This window comes from Pseudomonas sp. FG35 (assembly GCF_057809295.1).
This window is the reverse complement of the sequence record NZ_JBMDJR010000001.1, coordinates 332,818-350,564: the sequence shown is the minus strand read 5'-3', so window position 1 is coordinate 350,564 and position 17,747 is coordinate 332,818. Positions and strand designations below refer to the sequence as shown.

Below are 17,747 nucleotides of genomic sequence, written 5' to 3'. Positions count from 1 at the left end.
ACTACTCTCCACCAAGATCGGAAAAGGGTTTGAGCCCCGTCAATAACCCATACAGACCGTGCAGCGGCACGGGCAGCCAGGTGGGGCGATTTTCGGCTTCATAGGCCACTTCGTAGGCCGCTTTCTCCAGACCGAACAACGCCAGTGCGGCGTCGGCACCTTCAGGATCTTGCCAGGCATGATCAAGACTAGCTGCCGCTTGGCGATATGCCTGGAGAAATGCTTCCCGGGCTTCACGCAGGTAACGCTCCGTGACCCGCCGACGCGCGGCTTCGGCCTCGGGGCTGTTGTCGACGTTGTGTACATTCAGCGCCATCGCGGCGGCATAGTCGAAGGAGCGCAGCACTCCGCTGACGTCCTTGTACGGACTGTGCTTGCCACGGCGCTCGGCCAGTGGCCGCGCCGGTTCGCCCTCGAAGTCGATCAGGTAGGCATCGCCCTTGATTACCAGCACCTGTCCCAAATGCAGGTCGCCGTGCACACGAATCCGTAGACCGCCGGCGGATTGCTTGGCCAGTTCCTGCACGTGGGCAAGGATGGCTTTCTTGTGGTCGAGTAGCCGACCGACCAGCTTCTGATCCGCCGCATCGAGCTCGCCCTGATGCTGTTTGAGCAGCTTCAGGGCATGCTCGACCTGCGCCGCGACATCCTTACCCGTCGCCTGCGCATCCTTGGCCGAACTGACTTGCGGCGCGAAGTCCTGGTTGTCGCTCGGCGCTGCCAGCACCTGATGCATTTCCCCCAGACGCTGGCCGAGCATCCCGGCGAAATCCTTCAGTTCACCCAAGGCGTTGTAGTGCTGCGCCTGCTCGGACACGGCGTCGGCCAGCTCGTCGCGCAGCGCCCGTTCGAGGTTGTTCTGCGTCCATTCCCAGGCGTCGCCCTGATTGCTCAGATAGCCCTGCGCAATCATCAGCAAGTTGTCCTCGCCCTTCCCGTCGCGGCGAATCACCGAGCCCAGCAGCGGAGAGATATTGGCAAATCCAGCAGCGGTCAGGTAAGCGCTCATCTCCAGTTCCGGGTGTACGCCGGACGCGACTTTGCGGATCAGCTTGAGCACCAGACTGTTGCCGATCACCACCGAACTGTTGGATTGCTCGGCGGACAGATAGCGCACTTCGGACTCTGCGCCCAGGCCAAGTTTTTCCAGTTGCGGCGTTGCCTCGAAACGGATCTCGCCCTCAATGGATTCGAGCACCGTGCCGCCCTGCATGCCTTGCAGCACCGCGCGAATAAACGCTTCAAGACTGAAGGCATCGGTAATCAACCCGACCTGACGCACCCGGCGTACCCGCGCCAAAGCCAGTTGCTGCGGCAATGCCGGCCCGACCTGATCTTCCGAAATAAAGCCGAACGGCAATTGATAACGGCTGGTCTGTCCGCCGCTCTGCACTTCGATTTCGCTGAGCAACACCGGATGCTGTGCGTCGCCGAAGCGCACGCCGTAGGCCAGTTTCACTTGATCGATGGCGGCGTCCTTGCCGGCGAACCAGCGGCGGTTCTGCAGCCAGTTCGGCAGGATCGCCTGTTCGAGGGTTGCCCGGGACGGCGCCTCGAGCAGTTCCTCCATACGCTTTTTCAGCACCAGTGTGGTGAAGTCCGGCAGGCTCTGCGCCGGCTCGACGTGCCAGCTCGGCATCTGGTTTTCCGCCGCCAGACCGAACCAGTAGAAACCGTAGGGCGGCAGGGTCAGCAGGAAATTCAACTGGCCAATGGGCGGAAACGCGTTACCGCCGAGCATTTCCACCGGCACCATGCCGACGTAGGCCGACAGGTCGAGCTCCACCGCTTGTGCGCTGCGCGATACGTTGGCCACGCACAGAATGATTTCATGCTTGCCGTCCGGCCCGGTGTATTCGCGGGTGTAGGCCAGCACGCGACGGTTGGCCGGCGACAGCATCTTCAAAGTACCGCGGCCGAACGCCTTGGATTGCTTGCGCACGGTCAGCAGGCGTCGGGTCCAGTTCAGCAGCGAATGCGGGTCACCAGCCTGGGTTTCGACGTTGACCGACTGGTAGCCGTATTGCGGGTCCATGATCGGCGGCAATACCAGACTGGCCGGGTCGGCGCGGGAGAAGCCGCCGTTGCGGTCGATCGACCATTGCATCGGTGTGCGTACACCGTCGCGGTCGCCGAGGTAGATGTTGTCGCCCATGCCGATTTCATCGCCGTAATACAGGGTCGGCGTGCCGGGCATCGACAGCAGCAGACTGTTGAGCAGTTCGATGCGGCGGCGGTCACGCTCCATCAACGGCGCCAGACGCCGGCGGATGCCAAGGTTGATCCGCGCACGACGGTCGGCGGCGTAGTAATTCCAGAGGTAGTCGCGCTCCTTGTCGGTGACCATTTCCAGCGTCAGCTCATCGTGGTTGCGCAGGAAGATCGCCCATTGACAGTTGGCCGGGATTTCCGGGGTCTGACGCAGGATGTCGGTGATCGGGAAGCGATCTTCCTGGGCCAGCGCCATGTACATGCGCGGCATCAACGGGAAGTGGAACGCCATGTGACACTCGTCACCGTTCACGCCCTCGGCGTCGGTGTCGCCGAAGTACAGCTGGGTGTCTTCCGGCCATTGATTGGCTTCGGCCAGCAGCATGCGATCGGGGTAGTTGGCGTCGATTTCAGCACGGATCTGCTTGAGGACGTCATGGGTTTCCGGGAGGTTTTCGTTGTTGGTGCCGTCGCGTTCGATCAGGTATGGAATCGCATCCAGGCGCAGGCCGTCGATGCCCATGTCCAGCCAGTAGCGCATCACCGAGAGCACGGCTTTCATGACTTGCGGGTTATCGAAGTTGAGATCCGGCTGGTGCGAATAGAAGCGGTGCCAGAAGTACTGACCGGCCACCGGATCCCAGGTCCAGTTGGACTTTTCGGTGTCGAGAAAAATGATCCGCGTACCGTCGTATTTCTGGTCGTCATCCGACCACACATAGAAGTCGCGCGCCGCCGAACCGGGCTTGGCCTTGCGCGCCCGCTGGAACCACGGGTGCTGATCAGAGGTGTGGTTGATGACCAGTTCGGTGATCACCCGCAACCCGCGTTTATGCGCTTCGGCAATGAACCGCTTGGCATCGGCCATCGTCCCGTAATCGCTGTGCACGCCTCGATATTCGGCGATGTCGTAACCATCGTCGCGGCGTGGCGAGGGGTAGAACGGCAACAGCCAGATGGTGTTGACGCCAAGATCGGCGATGTAATCGAGTTTGGCGATCAGGCCGGGAAAGTCGCCGATCCCGTCGTTGTTGGAGTCGAAAAAGGATTTGACGTGAACTTGATAGATGACCGCGTCCTTGTACCAGAGCGGATCCTTGATGAAGGTGGCTGCCTTGGGTTTCTTCGCCATGTGAAACTCCTGTTGAATTCTATAGACACGGTGAGCCGATCACTTGGCTCGCAAACGATGAGCAACCTGTGGGATCTGTGTTCAGGCGGTGATCCGCCAGATTCCGAACGGCTGGTAAGCCGGGTCGATCCGCATGAACTGGTACTTGCCGTGCCAGTCCCAGCGATGGCCGTTCATCAGGTCTTCGCCGTGGGTCGTGGCATCATCCGGCAGGCCCATTTCCCACAGCGGCAGCTCGAAATTCGCTTCCTGAACGTTATGCGGATCGAGGCTGACGGCCACCAGAATGAAGTTGCTGCCGTCCGCGCTGCGCTTGCCGAAATACAGAATGTTGTCGTTCCAGGCGTTGTAGATCTTCAGGCCAAGATGACTGTGCAGCGCCGGGTTCTGGCGGCGAATGCGGTTGAGCTGGGCGATCTCGGCAATGATGTTGCCGGGCTGGTTGAAGTCGCGGACGCGGATCTCGTACTTCTCCGAATCAAGATATTCCTCCTTGCCCGGCACCGGCGCCGATTCACACAGCTCGAATCCCGAATACATGCCCCACAGGCCCGAGCCCATGGTCGCCAGCGCGGCGCGGATGAGAAATCCGGGACGTCCCGATTCATGCAGGAACGCCGGGTTGATGTCCGGGGTGTTGACGAAGAAATTCGGCCGGTAGCATTCGCGCCACGGTGATTCATTGAGTTCGCTGAAGTAGGTCGCCAGTTCGACCTTGGTGTTACGCCAGGTGAAATAGGTGTAGCTCTGGGTGTAACCGACCTTGCCCAGCCGCGCCATCATCGCCGGCGTAGTGAAAGCTTCAGCGAGGAAGATCACTTCCGGGTACAACGTACGGACATCGGCGATCAACCATTGCCAGAACGGCAGCGGCTTGGTGTGCGGGTTGTCGACGCGAAAGATCTTCACGCCCTCCTGCACCCAGCCGACCACGATGTCGCGCAACTCGACCCACAGGCTCGGAATCGCTTCCGGCGCGTAGAAGTCGACGTTGACGATGTCCTGGTATTTCTTCGGCGGGTTCTCCGCGTATTTGATCGTGCCGTCCGGCCGCCAGTTGAACCAGCCCGGATGCTGCTTGAGCCACGGGTGATCCTGGGAACACTGGATGGCGAAGTCGAGGGCGATTTCCAGCCCATGGTCAGCGGCTGCGGCCACCAGCCGGCGGAAGTCCTCACGGGTGCCGAGTTGCGAGTGAATCGCTTCGTGCCCACCCTCCTCGCTGCCGATCGCATACGGGCTGCCGGGATCGTCCGGGCCGGCGGTCAGGGAATTGTTGCGACCCTTGCGATGGCTGCGACCAATCGGGTGGATCGGCGTGAAATACAACACGTCGAAGCCCATGTCCTGAATCATCGGCAGGCGCGCGTGCACGTCATTGAAGGTGCCGTGGCGGGCGGGATCGTCGGTGATCGAGCGGGGAAACAGTTCGTACCAACTGGCGAATTCCGCCAATTCGCGCTCGACGTCCACCGGGAATTCCGGACTGATGCTCAAGTAGGCGCGATGATCGGCCTCGGCCATCAGCTGCGCACTGCGCGAGTGCAGGAACAACGCGACCTGCTCGGTTTCGAGCAGGCCGGACAATTCGTGGTGCAAGGCTGCCAGTTGTTCGCTCAGCTGACCTTCGCTGCGCTCGGCAGCTTGCTGCACCATGTTGCGTCCTTCTTGCAGCTCGAGGCTGACCGGGACGGCGGCGGTGTGCTTTTTCTCCAGTTCGTACTGAAAACTGGCGAACTGGTCGATCCACGCCTCGATCAGGAACAGGTAGCGGCCCATGCGCTGTGGCTGAAACACACCGCGCCAGCCGTTGTTGCCCTGATCGCTCATGACTTCGGTCTGCCAGGTCTCATCGCCCTCTTCGCGCCAGCGGATGCGCACCGCCAGTTTGTCGTGACCGTCAGCGAACACCTTGCTGGTGACCACGATCTCCCGGCCTGCGATTGCCTTGACGGCAAACTGTCCGCCGTCGAGGGTCGGCGCAGTGTTTTCTATGACGATGCGCGGCAGCAGCAGGGCCTGCGACAGCGGTATATGCGGGTTGTAGCTCTGTTCCGAGGGTTTTTCAGCAGTCATTGAGCATCTCTCCTTAACGCCCCAAGGACGCTCGTTTGCCTGTTTGGCGGTCACGGCCGGGCCTGCGCCCGATGATGAACTCTCTCAGGTTCCGAGCGACTGACGCCGGGAAAAGTTCACAGGGATTTGCCCCGCCACAAAATCGGATCGATTTCGCAGTGAAGTGGTCAATCCACTTAAGCACTTCCCACGCCAAGTGCCACACGGAGGTTCACCCGATGACTATCCCGATTCCGGCCGAAACACCCGATCCGAACATCGACAAACCGGTCTTGCCCGAGACCGAACCGCAACCGATCCCTGAACAGGAACCGCCGGGCACCACGCCACCGCCCAAGGAGGAACCGCCGACGACCATGCCGCCGGTAATCGTCTGATCAACGCGGGTCGTTGTGGTCTTTCTCGATGCGGTCTTTCTCAATGTGATCCTTTTCGAAGACTCTGACGATCCGTGGCATGACACTGAAGATCCCCAAAGCGAGCAACGTACTGAGCAGCGCCGTCGCCTCGCGGCCCAGCCCGGCCGCGACGCCAATGGCGGCGGTCATCCACAAACCGGCGGCGGTGGTCAGGCCCTTGACGTGGCCTTCGTCGCCTTCGTGGTTTTTGAGGATGGTGCCGGCACCGAGAAAGCCGATCCCGGCAATCACCCCCTGCACCACCCGGCTCATCGCATCGGCCTGGGAACCGGATAATTGCGGCACCAGTACAAACAGCGCCGCCCCGAGTGCCACCAGCATGTGCGTTCGCACCCCGGCGGCCTTGCCCTTGTGTTCACGCTCAAACCCGAGAATCCCGCCCAATATCGCCGCCATCAGCAGGCGCACGGTGATCCGGGTCAGCTGCGAGGCGTCGCCGATGTCGGCGAATTCCGCTTGCAGGGTTTCCCACACTTCATGCCACCAGGCGTTCATCGTCCAGTCCTTGTAATGAGTTGATAAAGGATGGACAGCGCCGACCATTAATCGGTTGCGTAGAACGATCTGCAGATCCGCGCACCCTAACGTCTCAGACTCCCGTGAAAAAAGGACAAGCCCATGCCCCTTCGTATCGATGAAAGCAATCCGGAATCGAAAGTCTGTTTTTTCGCCGTTGAAAACGGTGAGGAAATCCGGATCTGTGACACGCTGGAAGTCAGAACAGATAGCGAAAAAGCCATGTCGTTCGTCGAAGTGGAAGGACGGCGCATCTACGTCACCGAAGCCGAAGCTGATGCATTGACCGTCGCAGGCGCCCGGGACGGACGCGAACACCTGAAGGCCGACGACAGTGATTCGGTGATTTGACTGACCTCGATCAACAACCGGCGCAGGCGTCTGGGATAGGCATCTGCGCCTTGGTCTGCGGGCTGCTTCAAGTTGTCGCAGGCGTGGCTGCAAAACTCATCTGATACGCTTTTTATTGAAATACCTGAGTCTGTTATGCAAACAGATCGGCGCTCATAGTTCCCTGGCCTGATGGAGGCTGATGAGCGAACGACCATGAGCGAACGAATCCCCGTCCGAACCGTAGAAGCATCTCCCCAGATAAAAAAAGTACCGGCGCGCCCAATGAAGGCGAAACACGCCACCAGCGACAACCAGATCTTCACCCGCAGCTTCACCGGCCTGTTCCGCACCTTGCGCATGAGCGGTGCGGGGTTTCTGTTCCTGTTGTTTTTCGGCACGGTGTGGCTGAACTGGGGCGGTCGTCAGGCGGTGCTCTGGGACCTTTCCGAAAGCAAATTCCACATCTTTGGCGCGACCTTCTGGCCGCAGGATTTCATTCTGCTGTCGGCGCTACTGATCATCGCCGCGTTCGGCCTGTTCGCGATTACCGTGTTCGCCGGCCGGGTCTGGTGTGGTTACACCTGCCCGCAGAGTTCGTGGACGTGGATCTTCATGTGGTGCGAGAAGATCACCGAGGGCGAGCGCAACCAGCGCATCAAGCTGCAAGCTGCACCGTGGAGCCTGAACAAACTGGCGCGGCGTGCGGCCAAGCACACGCTGTGGCTGGGGATCAGCGTGCTGACCGGTCTGACCTTCGTCGGTTACTTCACCCCGATCCGGCCGCTGGCCGAAGAACTGCTGACCTTGCAGATCGACGGCGTCAGCTTGTTCTGGGTGCTGTTCTTCACCGCCGCCACCTACATCAATGCCGGCTGGCTGCGTGAAGCGGTGTGCATGCACATGTGCCCGTATGCGCGGTTCCAGAGCGTGATGTTCGACAAGGACACCCTGGCGATTTCCTACGACGTGGCCCGTGGCGAAAACCGTGGCCCGCGCAAACGCGAGGTGAAACCGGCCGAAGCCGGCCTCGGCGATTGCATCGACTGCCAGTTGTGCGTGCAGGTCTGCCCGACCGGCATCGATATCCGCGACGGCCTGCAAATGGAATGTATCGGCTGCGCGGCGTGCATCGACGCCTGCGACTCGATCATGGACAAGATGAATTACCCCCGCGGTTTGATTCGCTATACCTCCGAGCGTGAGTTGCAGGGTGGCAAGACGCATCTGCTGCGCCCGCGTCTGATCGGCTACGTGGCGGTGCTGGTGGTCATGATCGGCGCCCTAGCCTTAGCGCTGGCTGAACGGCCAATGGTGTCGCTGGACGTGACCAAGGACCGTGGCCTGTTCCGCGAGAACGGTCAGGGCCAGATCGAAAACATCTACACCCTCAAGGTCATCAACAAAACCCAGCAGCGCCAGGACTACAACCTGACGCTGGTGGACAGCGACGGCTTCCAGTTGCAAGGCAAGACCGAACTGAGCCTGGCGCCGGGCGAGATTGTCGATGTGCCGGTGTCCGTGGCGATGACCACGGAACGTGCGGCCAGCAGCTCACAGACTTTGAGTTTCAAGATTGCCGACAGTGATGAGCCTGAGGTTTATAGCGTGGCGAAGAGCCGGTTTGTTGCGCCGATGAATCGGTGAGCCGTTAGAATCTCCCCCCTCACCCCAGCCCTCTCCCCCGAGGGGGCGAGGGGGAAAGGGAGCATATCTCAGTTGCTTGCAAACCCGAGTTCGACTCCGGACTTTCAAGTCGGCATAACTCGAACAAACAACTCGTTCAGTCCCCTCTCCCTCCGGGAGAGGGCTAGGGTGAGGGGGCTTTTCCCTGACACTCTACACATTCAACCAGCACCAAGGCCCCCGATGAAACGCTACGAAAAATTCGCCGACGACATCGCTGAACTGATCCGCTCCGGCGTCCTCGGCCCCGGTCAGCGGGTGCCCTCGGTGCGCTACGCAAGCCAGACTTACGGCGTCAGCCCGTCCACGGTGTTCCAGGCCTATTACCTGCTGGAACGTCGCGGCCTGATCCGCGCCCGCCCGCGCTCCGGCTACTTCGTCAATACCCACGCCCCGAGCCCGTTCTCGGAGCCGGTGATCAGCAGCCAGGTCAACGAGTCCACCAAGGTCGACGTCAGCGAGCTGGTGTTCTCGGTACTGGAATCGATCAAGGACCCAAGCACCGTGCCGTTCGGCTCGGCATTCCCCAGCCCGACCCTGTTTCCGCTGCAACGCCTGTCCCGCTCGCTGGCCAGCGCCGCGCGGGAGATGGACCCGCGCATGGTGGTCACCGACATGTCGCCGGGCAACCCGCAACTGCGTCGGCAGATCGCCCTGCGCTACATGGTCGGCGGCCTGATGCTGCCGATGGAAGAACTGCTGATCACCAACGGCGCCCTCGAAGCGCTGAACCTGTGCCTGCAAGCCGTGACCGAACCCGGTGATCTGGTGGCCATCGAAGCCCCGGCGTTTTACGCCAGCCTGCAAGTGCTGGAACGCCTGAAACTCAAAGCCGTGGAAATCCCCGTGCACCCGCGCGACGGCATCGACCTCGGCGTGCTCGCCCAGACACTCGAACGGCACCCGATCAAGGCCTGCTGGTGCATGACCAGTTTTCAGAACCCGATGGGCGCGACCATGCCCGAGGCCAAGAAACAGGAACTGGTGGAACTGCTGAAACAGCACCAAGTGCCGCTGATTGAAGACGACGTCTACGCCGAACTCTATTACGGCCAGCAGGCGCCAAAACCGGCCAAGGCTTTCGACACTGAAGGTCTGGTGATGCACTGCGGCTCGTTCGCCAAGAGTCTGGCCCCCGGCTACCGCATCGGCTGGGTCGCCGCCGGCCGCTATGCGCAAAAGATCGAACGGCTGAAACTGATGACCTCGCTGTGCGCCTCGATGCCGGCCCAAGCGGCCATCGCCGACTATCTGCAACACGGCGGCTACGACCGCCACCTGCGCAAATTGCGCTACGCGCTGGAAGAACAGCAAAGCGCAATGCTCGCGGCCATCGCCCGCTACTTCCCGGCGCAGACGCGCGTGAGCCAACCGGCCGGCGGCTACTTCCTGTGGCTGGAACTGCCACCGCAGATGGATTCGTTGAAGTTGTTTCAGATGGCGCTGGCGCAGGGGATCAGCATCGCGCCGGGGCCGATTTTTTCGCCGACTCAACGATTCAGGAATTGTATTCGATTGAACTACGGCAGCCCGTGGACCGAGGATGCGGAAAAAGCGATGGAGACGTTGGGGCGGATTGTGCGGTCGTTTTGAGTGGCCGCTGATCGTTCCCACGCTCTGCGTGGGAACGATCATTGGAGGCTTAGCGTCCGCCGCCGAGATCGACGAAAGTCCCGGTCGCATACGAAGCCTTGTCCGACAGCAACCAGACAATCGCCTCCGCCACTTCGTCCGGCCGCCCGCCCCGGGCCATCGGGATCGCCGACTCCAGCTTGCTGACCCGATCGGGGTCGCCACTCAACGCGTGGAAATCGGTATAGATGTAACCCGGACGCACCGCATTCACCCGAATCCCTTCGCCCGCCACTTCCTTGGACAGACCGATGGTGAACGTATCCAGCGCACCTTTTGAGGCCGCGTAATCAACGTATTCATTGGGCGATCCCAGCCGCGCAGCGACCGAAGAAACGTTGACGATGCTGCCGCCCTGCCCGCCGTGTTTGGGCGACATGCGCAGGATCGCGTGCTTGGCGCAGAGGATCGGCGCCAGGACGTTGGTTTTCATGATTTTGAGGATGCGGAATTCGGACATTTCGTCGACCCGGGATTTCTGTCCCACGGTGCCGGCGTTGTTGACCAGGGCGGTGACGCGGCCCAGCTCGCTGTCGACCCGGTTGAACAGCGCGATCACTTCATCTTCGATACTGACATCGGCGCGCACGGCGATGGCCGTGGCGCCGCGTTCACGGACCTGGTCGAGCACGTGGTGAGCGGCCTGTTCGTCCGTCTGGTAATTGATGCAGATCCGATAGCCTTGCTCGGCAGCCAACAGCGCGGTGGCGGCGCCAATTCCACGACCACCGCCGGTGATCACAATGACTTTATCCATGCTGGCCTTTCCCCCGATACACACGTAACAGTCGGGGCAAGAATAACCGTCATTGCAGGGTTTTGCATGACCTGCGATTAGCGGCTCAGCTCACCGCCAATGGTTTGCCGCGCGCGACATTCTGCAGAAAGCGATCCGCCGGCATCGGGTGACCGAGCAGATAACCTTGCAGCGAATCGCAGCCCAGTTGCGTGAGGAAGTCCTGTTGCGAGTCGGTCTCCACTCCTTCAGCCACGATGCGCAGACCGAGCGCCTGACCCAGGGCGACGATTGCCGAAACGATCGCCGCATCGTCGCTGTCATGTTCCAGATCACGGACGAAACCGCGATCAATCTTCAGCTCGTTGGCCGGCAGGCGCTTGAGATACATCAGGCTGGAATAGCCCGTGCCAAAATCGTCGATGGACAGATCGACGCCCATGTCGGACAGCTCCTGCAACACCGTCATGCTCGCATCGGCGTCGCTCATGGCGGTGGTTTCGGTGATTTCCAGGGTCAGGCTGTTGGCCGGCAAATGGTGGGTGGCCAGGGCCTTGGCTACGCTGCGCACCAGTCCGGCGTGGCAGAACTGCAACGCTGACAGGTTCACCGCGATCCGCCATTCGGTGTGGCCCAGTACATACCACTCGCGCATCTGCCGGCAGGCTTCGTTGAGCACCCACTCGCCAATCGGAATGATCAGACCGGTTTTCTCTGCCAGATCGATGAACGTGTCCGGCATCAGCATGCCGTGAACTGGATGCTCCCAGCGCAACAACGCTTCGGCACCGACCGGGTGACCGTCAGCGGCGTGGAATTTGGGTTGGTAATGCAGACAAAACTCGCTGTGCTCCAGTGCTGCCCGCAGGTCCTGCAACAGTTGCAATTGCTTGCGCGCGTTGCTGTTCATCGAAACGTCGAAGAAGCTGTAACCGTTCTTGCCGCCGCCCTTGGCGTGGTACATCGCGGCGTCAGCGTTCATCAGCAGTTCCTGGGCGTTCTCCCCGTTGCCGGGGTACAGGGCAATACCGACGCTGGCGGAAATCTGCAGATCATGCTCGGCGACCCGGAACGACTGGCCGATCAAGCCGACCTGACGCGCCGCCAGGCCCAGTGCATCGTTGGGCTCGGTCAGGCGCACCAGCAGGACAAACTCATCGCCGCCGATCCGCGCCAGCGTGTCGAGACTGCGCAAATCTTCGCGCAGGCGCACCGCGACTTCGCGCAGCAACTGATCGCCCATGTGGTGTCCGAACGCGTCATTGACCGGTTTGAAACCGTCCAGATCGATGAACATCAGCGCAAAACAGCCGCCCTGCTCGTTGACCTTTTTCATCGCCTGATTGATCCGGTCGTCCAGCAACATGCGGTTCGGCAGGCCGGTCAGGGTGTCGTGCAGCGCCAGTTGGGTGAGTTCGCGGTTGGCCACGGTCAATGAATGGGCCAGATCAGCCGTGCGGGCTTCCAGGCGCGCGTCGAGAATCGAGGTCAGCAGCGCGATCGCCAGCACCGCCAGCGTGGTGATCAGCACCAGATTGTCGAGCCCATTGCCGTTCAGGCCACTGAGCGCCGCACCACAGAAACTGCCGTCGGGAAACCGCGCCGCCGCCATCCCGGTGTAGTGCATGCCGACAATCGCCACGCCCATGACAATCGCCGCCCCGGCACGGAACAGCCGCACGTAAGGCGACTGCTGACGCAGACGAAAGGCGATCCACAGCGCTGCTGCCGAGGCGCCAACGGCGATCAACAGCGAGGCGCCAAACAGCGTCGGATCGTAGTCGATGCCCGGCTGCATGCGCATCGCGGCCATGCCGGTGTAATGCATGGCGCTGATGCCGGCGCCCATGATCAACGCGCCAAAGGCCAGTTGCCAGGCCGGCAGTTTCGGCTGACTGACCAGCCACAGGGCAAAACCGCAGGACAGCACGGCGATCAGCAATGAGAGCGCGGTGATTGAAATGTCGTAACCGAGGCTGATCGGCAGCTTGAACGCCAGCATGCCAATGAAGTGCATCGACCAGACGCCGATGCCCATGGCAAACGCGCCGCCGGCCGTCCATAAATGCACGGCGCGGCCCTTGGCAGTGGCAATGCGCCCGGTGAGATCGAGCGCGGTGTAGGAAGCGAGGATCGCCACACACAGCGAAATGAAAACCAGCGTGAAGGAATAGCTACCGATGAGCATGAGGATTCTCGTGACCACCCCGCCGTACTGCGTCCGTTCTCAGCGGGGCCAAAGGCGCCGATTGTACTGATTGCGCAGAAGAATTCACTGGCAAAGTAATCAAATGGCCATCAAGCCGATGAAACGCTTGTTTGATCGTCTGACAAGGCTCAATTTCGGTGTCTTGAGCAGATCGCTCCCGGCTCTGTTTCAGCGGTTATCAGTGGTTTCCAGCTGCCCGTCCCAGCCACCACCCAGCGCCGCAATCAGCTGCACACTGGCAATCAAACGGCTCTGCAGGATATTCAGGACCGTGCGTTCATTGCTCAGCGCCGTCGCCTGCACCGTCACTACATCGAGATAAGCAATCACCCCGGCCTTGTACTGGTTTTCGGTCAGGCGCAGCGAATCCCGTGCCGCGTCGAGGGCTTCCTGGCGCACCGCCGCTTCGTCTTCGTACACCTTCAATTGCACCAGATAGTTTTCCACTTCGCGGAAACCATCGAGCACAGTCTGGCGGTATTTGGCCACGGTCTGGTCGTACACGGCTTCGGTGCGGTCGACTTCGGCCGAACGAATGCCGCCGTCAAACAGCGGCAGGGTCATTTTCGGCCCCACCGACCAGAAGCGGTTCGGCAGGCTGATCAGGTTCTGCGAGGTACTGCTGCTGTAACCGCCGCTCATGCTCAGGCTGAAATCCGGGTAATACGCAGCCTTGGCCACGCCGATGTTGGCGTTGGCGGCGATCACCGAGCGCTCGGCCGAGGCGATGTCCGGACGGCGCTCGAGCAACTGCGACGGCAGGCTCAGTGGAATCTGTGGCAGCTTGGGAATGTCCTGAGTTTCGGCAATGTTGAATTCAGCAGGCGGCTGGCCGGTCAGTACCGCGATGGCGTTTTCGAACTGCGCCCGTTGCCAGATCAGGTCCACCAGATCGCCCTGGGTGGTTTTCAGCTGGGTCTGCGCCTGCGCCACCGCATCACGTCCGGAAACCCCGGCGTTGTACTGGTTCATGGTCATCTTCAGCGAGCGCTCGTACGCCGCCACTGTGGATTCGAGCAGGCGTTTCTGCTGATCAATCACTCGCAGTTGCAGGTAGTTCTGCACCAGTTCCGACTGCTGGCTCAGACGCATCGCCGCCAGATCGGCATAGCTCGCCTGGGCGCTGGCTTCATTGGCTTCCAGGCCCCGACGCAACTTGCCCCAGACATCCGCTTCCCAACTCACGCCCAGTTGCGCGTTGTACGTGTCACGAATGCCGCTGGAGGAACTGCTCAGACTCGAACTGCTGCTGCCGGTGCCCTGGCTGGAGCGGGTCTTGCCGGCACTCAGATCGACGCTCGGATAAAACGCCCCGCGTGCACTGCGTACCAACGCCTGGGCTTGACGGTACTGGGCCTCGGACTGGGCGACGGTCTGGTTCGAACTGTTGAGTTTCTCGATCAGCTGGTTGAGCTGACGATCGCCATACAGCTCCCACCAGGCACCACGCGCCAGGGAATCGCTCGGATTGGCCTGACGCCAGCCTTCGGCTTCCTTGTACTGGGCGATTTCGGCGGTCTGCGGGCGCTGGTAGTCCGGGCCGACGGCGCAGGCACTGAGCATCGCCACGCACAGCGACAGGCTCAGCAGACGCGAGCCGCGAACGGTAGCCAGATTGATAAGCGAACGGTCAGTCATAGCGGAGTTTCCAGAGCGGCATCAGTGCGCACGCCACGCCATTTGTTGAAACGATGGCGCAGCTTGTCGAGATAGAGGTAAACCACAGGCGTGGTGTAAAGGGTCAGCACCTGACTGAAAATCAGCCCGCCGATGATGGTCAGGCCCAGCGGCTGGCGCATTTCCGCGCCTTCGGCCCGGCCGAGCAATAACGGCAAGGCGCCGAGGATCGCCGCCAGCGTGGTCATCAGGATCGGCCGCAAGCGTTGCAGACAGGCGCTGCGGATCGATTCCAGCGGCGCCATGCCCTGATGACGCTCCAGTTGCAGCGCCAGGTCGATCATCAGGATCGCGTTCTTCTTCACCACCCCGATCAGCAGGAACAGCCCGAGCAGCGAGATCAAGCTGAACTCGCCGCCCAGCGCGTAGATCGACAGCAAGGCACCGACCCCGGCCGATGGCAGCGTCGACAGAATCGTCAGCGGGTGAATGTAGCTCTCATACAGCACGCCCAGCACCAGATACACCGCCAGCAGCGCACCGAGGATCATGAACGGCTGGCTCTTCTGGGTGGCGGCGAACGCATCGGCGGTGCCGGCCATTTTCACGATCACGTCTTCCGGCAGGCCAAGTTTGGCAATCGCCCGCTCGATGGCGGCACTGCCCTGCTCTACCGTCACACCTTCGGCCATGTCGAAGGAAATGCTCTCGGAGGCGAACTGGCCTTCGTGGCTGACCCGGTCGTCTTCCAGGCTGTTTTCATAGTGAGCGAAGGTCGACAGCGGAATCCGCGCACCGTCGGCGGTAATCACCTGAACCTGTTTGAGTGTCACCGGATCCTGGGCGTATTTCGGATTGACCTCCATCACCACCTGATACTGGTTGAGGCTGTCGTAAATCGTGGAGATCTGCCGCTGGCTGTAGGCATTGTTGAGCACCGCCGTGACCATCTCCATGTCCACGCCCAGGCGTTTGGCCTGATCGCGGTCGACAATCAATGTCACCTGCTGCGCGCCCGCGCCTTCCCGGGCGTCGATGGCCGTCAGCTCGGGCAAGGCCCTGAGCGCGGTGACCACTTTCGGATACCACTCGCGCAACTCACCCAGATCACCACTTTGCAGGATGTAGCTGTACTGCGAAGTGGTCTGCTCGCGACCGCCGCCGAACTGCAGGTCCTGGTCGGCCATCAGCATCAGTTGCGCACCGGCCACCTTGGGCATTTCCTTGCGCAGGCGCTCGATGACCTTCTGTGCCGAGATATTGCGCTCCTTGATCGGTTTCAGGCGCACCAGCATGAAGGCGTTGTTGGTGCCGTTGGTGCCACCAATGAACCCCGCCACACTTTCGACCGCGTCATCCTTGAGCACGGCACGGCGAAACGTCTCCATTTTCGGCTGCATCACACTGAACGACAGGCCGTCGTCACCGCGCACGAAACCGATCAACTGGCCGGTGTCCTGCTGCGGCATGAAGGTCTTCGGCACCACCACATACAGGGCGACGTTCACTCCGACGGTGATGATCAGGCTGAGCAAGGTCAGGCGACGGTGGCGCAATACCCAGTCGAGGCTGGTGGCGTACTTGCCGACCATCCAGTCGTTGGTGCGGCGGCTCCAGCGTTGCAGGCGGTTTTCCTCACCCGGCTTATGGGGTTTGAGCCAGCGCGCGCAGAGCATCGGCGTCAGCGTCAGGGAAACCACCAGCGACACCACGATGGCCGCCGCCAGGGTGATGGAAAATTCGCGGAACAGGCTTTCGATGATCCCGCCCATGAACAGGATCGACAGGAACACCGCCACCAGCGAGACGTTCATCGACAGCAAGGTGAAACCGACCTCCTTGGCCCCGAGGTACGCGGCCTTCATCGGCTTGACGCCTTCGTCGATGTGCCGGGAAATGTTCTCCAGCACCACGATGGCGTCGTCCACCACCAGCCCGGTGGCGAGAATCAGCGCCATCAGCGACAGGTTGTTCAGCGAGAATCCGTAGAGGTACATCACCGCAAAAGTGCCGACCAGCGACACCGGTACCGCCAACGTCGGAATCAGGGACGCACGGAAGTTACCGAGGAACAGGAACACCACCAGGATCACCAGCGCCACGGCGATCAGCAGGGTCATTTCCGCTTCGTGCAGCGTGGCCTTGATCACCGGTGAGCGATCCATCGCCAGGTTCAGTTTGACGCTGGCCGGCAGCACCGCCTGCAACGCCGGCAACTGTGCCTTGATCTCGTTGACCGTCTCGATGATGTTGGCGCCGGCCTGGCGGTTGATCACCAGCAGCACCGCCGCGTCATCGTTGAAAAAACCACTGTTGTACCGGTCTTCCACGCCGTCGCTGACCTTGGCCACGTCTTTCAGGCGCAGGGCCGCACCACCGTTGTAGTGGATGATCAGCGATTCGTAATCCTTGGCTTTCTCCAGTTGATCGTTGGCCTGGATCTGCCACAGTCGCTGGTCGTCCTCGACCGAGCCCTTGGGCCGACGCACGTTGGCTTCGGCGATGGTCTTGCGCACATCGTCCAGCGCCACGCCGTACTGGTTCAGCGCCTGAGGTTCGAGTTCGATACGCACCGCCGGCAGCGAGCTGCCGCCGATCTGCACTTCACCGACGCCCTGCACCTGGGACAGGCTTTGGGACAGGATGGTCGAGGCCAGGTCATAGAGCTGGCCTTTTTCCAGCACATCCGAGGTCAGCGACAACACCATGATCGGTGCCTGCGACGGGTTGACCTTCTTGTAGGTCGGCATGCTGCGCATCCCGCTCGGCAGCAGGTTGCGCGAGGCATTGATCGCCGCCTGCACTTCCCGCGCCGCGCCGTTGATGTCGCGGTCGAGGTCGAATTGCAGGATGACCCGCGTCGAGCCCTGGCTGGAGCGGCTGCTCATGGTGTTGACGCCGGCAATGGTGCCGAACGAGCGCTCCAGCGGCGTGGCCACGGTGGACGCCATGACTTCCGGACTGGCGCCGGGCAGGCTGGCCTGCACCACGATCACCGGGAAATCCATTTGCGGCAGCGGCGATACCGGCAGCAGGCCGAAGCTCACACCGCCCAGCAGCATGATCGCCAATGAAAGCAGCATGGTTGCCACGGGGCGTTTGATGAAAGGACCCGAAAGATTCATAGGTGGCAACCACTAGCGGCAAGCTGCAAGCCGCAAGCTGAAAACAAGCTTTCGGTAC

11 protein-coding genes are annotated in these 17,747 nt (G+C 61.3%); 4 read left to right on the top strand and 7 right to left on the bottom strand.

The annotated features are described in order from the left end of the window. Position 1 precedes the first annotated feature (1 nt). Positions 2 to 3,343 carry a maltose alpha-D-glucosyltransferase gene (gene treS / locus ACODTD_RS01585; protein ID WP_285355556.1) on the bottom strand — a complete coding sequence of 1,114 codons (3,342 nt, stop codon included), beginning with the start codon at positions 3,341 to 3,343 and terminating at the stop codon, positions 2 to 4. Positions 3,344 to 3,424: 81 nt separating this feature from the next. After that, positions 3,425 to 5,419, bottom strand: coding sequence for an alpha-1,4-glucan--maltose-1-phosphate maltosyltransferase (locus ACODTD_RS01580; RefSeq protein ID WP_285355554.1), 1,995 nt, complete (start codon positions 5,417 to 5,419; stop codon positions 3,425 to 3,427). A 218-nt stretch (positions 5,420 to 5,637) separates the two neighbouring features. Between ACODTD_RS01580 and ACODTD_RS01575 the strand changes: the two genes are divergently transcribed. Continuing rightward, positions 5,638 to 5,796: a hypothetical protein gene (locus ACODTD_RS01575; protein ID WP_007952133.1), complete on the top strand. Its 159-nt coding sequence runs from the start codon at positions 5,638 to 5,640 to the stop codon at positions 5,794 to 5,796. Here ACODTD_RS01575 and ACODTD_RS01570 read toward each other — a convergent pair whose 3' ends face one another. Then, on the bottom strand, positions 5,797 to 6,333 hold the full coding sequence (locus tag ACODTD_RS01570; protein ID WP_041475257.1) for an MgtC/SapB family protein: 537 nt from the start codon (positions 6,331 to 6,333) through the stop codon (positions 5,797 to 5,799). It lies immediately after the preceding gene. Positions 6,334 to 6,456: 123 nt separating this feature from the next. On the opposite strand from ACODTD_RS01570, the gene ACODTD_RS01565 reads away from it, so the two are divergent. From ACODTD_RS01565 to mapR, 3 genes are all read left to right on the top strand, one after another. Then, on the top strand, positions 6,457 to 6,705 hold the full coding sequence (locus tag ACODTD_RS01565) for a DUF3203 family protein (RefSeq protein ID WP_489104360.1): 249 nt from the start codon (positions 6,457 to 6,459) through the stop codon (positions 6,703 to 6,705). 195 nt (positions 6,706 to 6,900) lie between these two features. Next, on the top strand, positions 6,901 to 8,331 hold the full coding sequence (gene ccoG / locus ACODTD_RS01560) for a cytochrome c oxidase accessory protein CcoG (RefSeq protein ID WP_489104359.1): 1,431 nt from the start codon (positions 6,901 to 6,903) through the stop codon (positions 8,329 to 8,331). A 222-nt stretch (positions 8,332 to 8,553) separates the two neighbouring features. After that, a complete protein-coding gene (mapR, locus tag ACODTD_RS01555) occupies positions 8,554 to 9,963 on the top strand; it encodes a GntR family transcriptional regulator MpaR (protein WP_039772397.1) in 1,410 nt (469 codons plus the stop codon). A 49-nt stretch (positions 9,964 to 10,012) separates the two neighbouring features. On the opposite strand, the gene ACODTD_RS01550 is transcribed toward mapR, so the two are convergent. From ACODTD_RS01550 to ACODTD_RS01535, 4 genes are all read right to left on the bottom strand, one after another. Beyond that, positions 10,013 to 10,759 carry an SDR family oxidoreductase gene (locus tag ACODTD_RS01550; protein WP_007955033.1) on the bottom strand — a complete coding sequence of 249 codons (747 nt, stop codon included), beginning with the start codon at positions 10,757 to 10,759 and terminating at the stop codon, positions 10,013 to 10,015. Between the two features lie 85 nt (positions 10,760 to 10,844). Continuing rightward, positions 10,845 to 12,926 carry a putative bifunctional diguanylate cyclase/phosphodiesterase gene (locus tag ACODTD_RS01545; RefSeq protein WP_489104358.1) on the bottom strand — a complete coding sequence of 694 codons (2,082 nt, stop codon included), beginning with the start codon at positions 12,924 to 12,926 and terminating at the stop codon, positions 10,845 to 10,847. 189 nt (positions 12,927 to 13,115) lie between these two features. Next, positions 13,116 to 14,585, bottom strand: coding sequence for an efflux transporter outer membrane subunit (locus ACODTD_RS01540; protein WP_011333943.1), 1,470 nt, complete (start codon positions 14,583 to 14,585; stop codon positions 13,116 to 13,118). Beyond that, complete coding sequence (locus tag ACODTD_RS01535; protein WP_489104357.1) at positions 14,582 to 17,689, bottom strand: efflux RND transporter permease subunit; 3,108 nt, start codon at positions 17,687 to 17,689, stop codon at positions 14,582 to 14,584. Before ACODTD_RS01535 ends, ACODTD_RS01540 begins: the two co-directional genes overlap by 4 nt. Positions 17,690 to 17,747 lie beyond the last annotated feature (58 nt).